At 62.5% G+C, this 2580-nt stretch carries 2 protein-coding genes and 1 pseudogene; 2 read left to right on the top strand and 1 reads right to left on the bottom strand.

What is annotated here, in order from left to right; all coding sequences use genetic code 11:
* Positions 1 to 572, bottom strand: a pseudogene (locus tag NW809_RS11880) (2-succinylbenzoate--CoA ligase); the annotation flags it as partial.
* 222 nt (positions 573 to 794) lie between these two features.
* On the opposite strand from NW809_RS11880, the gene petG reads away from it, so the two are divergent.
* Entirely contained in the window at positions 795 to 908 is a 114-nt protein-coding gene (gene petG / locus NW809_RS11885; RefSeq protein WP_011431447.1) for a cytochrome b6-f complex subunit V, read from the top strand.
* Positions 909 to 979: 71 nt separating this feature from the next.
* A partial coding sequence (locus NW809_RS11890; protein ID WP_414402232.1) for a bifunctional pantoate--beta-alanine ligase/(d)CMP kinase occupies positions 980 to 2580 on the top strand: 1601 nt, incomplete at its 3' end.

Below are 2580 nucleotides of genomic sequence, written 5' to 3' on the forward strand. Positions count from 1 at the left end.
TCCCAGGCCTCGGCCTGCTGCTGTCGTTTCCAATCCCAGACAATCCACTGGCCGCCGCTCAGCCAGGAACGAACAGCTTGCATCAGGCCGCTGACGTGGTACAGGGGCAGGACACAATAGCTATGGACGCAATCCACGCTGAAGTGCTGCTGGTGGGCTCTGGCAGAGGCGCTGAGGGTACGCCAGGAGTGCACTGCCCATTTCACCTGGCCGCCGGAGCCACCGGTAGGGATCCCGATTACTGGCCAATCGGCGCTGGGTAGGATCTGTTGCCAATGCTGCAGAGGGGGGTGGGAGGAGGCAGAACCCTCCTGCAACTGCCCTCGCCGCCAGCGCCAAGCGGATCCCAGGCTGGCCAGAGCCTGCCCCCACTCTCGTCCTCCCCAGTGGGGATTGGCCAAGAAGAGGGGGATCCCCAGGTGTTGGCAGGCCAAAACGGCAGCCCACACTTGCAGCGGATCCGAGTCTGCCACCAACAGGGGAACGGCCTTGTCTACCAGAGGGCGCAGTTGCTCTTCCAGCCCAGCCAGACACTCCTTCAAAGCGGGAGAGCAGTTGTGGTTGGGAAACATCTTTCGGCAAGTTCGGGCGGGACAGTTGCAGGTTCAACGAAGCGATCAAAGCGATCAAAGAGCAAGCCATAGCCGTGGAGACTTGACCCTCCACCGAGGCAATTGGGGGCGTCCCCTGTACCTTCGTTGTTTTGACTTTTGGCAGGGATCCCCCCGGGCAAGGTGAGGAAGAGTTTGGGCTTGGCTTATCATGATCTAGGTTTGAAGTAGGAGGCCTAGGTTGTGATCGAGCCAATTTTGCTGGGGATCGTTTTGGGGATGGTGCTGGTTACCTTGGCAGGCCTGTTTGTGGCCGCCTACAGACAGTATCAGCGCGGCAATAAGATGGGTCTGTGAAAGCCAGGGAGGAAAAAGCTGGCACCAAACCGTCGGCAAGAGAGTGGCTCAGCAGGTGAGGTGGCATGGCGATGCAGTGGCTGCGCACGGTGGCGGCTTTGCGGGAGCAGGTAGCGAGCTGGCGGGGATCTACCATAGGCCTGGTGCCAACGATGGGATCCCTGCACGAAGGACATCTCAGCCTAATTCGCCGCTGCCGCCAAGAGTGTGACCACACGGTGGTCAGCATCTTTGTCAACCCCCTCCAATTTGGCCCCAACGAAGACTGGGATCGCTACCCCCGCGACGAGGAAGGGGATCGGGCTCTGTGTGAAGCCGCGGGCGTGGATGTGGTGTTTGCCCCCGACCCGCAGGAGATGGGGGCCGACCCGGCCACTGCCGGCGATCGCACCTGGGTCATGCCTCCTGAGTCCCTTTTGCAGACCCTCTGCGCCCCCCACCGACCGGGGCATTTTCGCGGCGTGGCCACCATTGTGCTGCAACTGCTAAACCTGGTGCAGCCGCAGCGGGCCTATTTTGGCCAAAAGGATGCCCAGCAACTGGCAATTATCCAGCGGCTGGTTCAAGATCTGCAAATTCCCACCACCATTGTCCCTTGCCCCACCGTGCGAGAAGCCGACGGCCTTGCCTACAGCTCCCGCAACCGCTACCTTTCGGCAGTGGAGCGGCAGGTGGCCGCCAGCCTGTACCGCGCCCTCCGCCGAGGTTACGACCACTGGCAAGCCGGGGATCCCTCCGCCGAAGGGATCCTGGCCGCCGCCCGTGCTGAGCTGGAGCGCACCCCCGAGCTGCGCGTGCAATATCTGGAATTGGTGGATCCGCAAACCCTCCAGCCCCTATCGGAGGTGAAAGATAAGGGGCTACTGGCCATCGCCGCCTATGTAGGGCAAACTCGCCTCATCGACAACCTGCTCCTTTCCCCGGAAGGGGTGGATCCCTTGCCCCAAGAACAGCAGAGTGCAGTGCCTCCTTCCCCGAAAAGGGGGCGTCGCCCGCTGATTGCCATCGACGGCCCGGCAGGGGCCGGGAAGTCCAGCGTAGCGCGGGCAGTGGCCGCTCAACTGCAGCTCTTGTACCTGGATACGGGGGCGATGTACCGGGCCATCACCTGGCTGGCGCTGCAGCGGGGGATCCCGTTGGACGACGCCGAGCAACTGACCCAACTGGCTGCCCAAACCCAACTAACCCTACAAAGTGGCCCCTCGGCCGACGAACCCACCCGCATCTGGGCCGACGGTGAGGAAGTTACCCAGGCCATTCGTTCCCCAGAGGTGACCCGCTGGGTTTCTCAGGTGGCGGCAGTGCCGGGGGTACGGCAGGAGCTGGTGAAGCGGCAACGCCTCATTGGACGGGATGGGGGGGCCGTCCTGGAGGGGCGAGATATCGGCACCCATGTTTTTCCTGATGCCGAGCTGAAAGTCTTTTTGACCGCCTCGGTGGGGGAGCGGGCCCAGCGCCGGCAACACCAACTGCAAGCCCAAGGACAAGTGGTGTCCCTCGAAGAGTTAAAAGCTCAGATCGAGCAGCGGGATCGCCGCGACAGCGAGCGGCTTATCTCTCCCTTGCGGCCTGCCCCCGATGCCATTCTGATCGACACGGATCACCTGAGCCAAGCTGAGGTGGAAGACAAAATTGTGAGGCTGTACCGGCAGCTTTTGGAGCGATCCGGGGC

The sequence above is a fragment of the Synechococcus sp. WC101 genome, from assembly GCF_047461555.1.
In the GTDB taxonomy this organism is placed as follows: Bacteria; Cyanobacteriota; Cyanobacteriia; order Thermostichales; family Thermostichaceae; genus Thermostichus.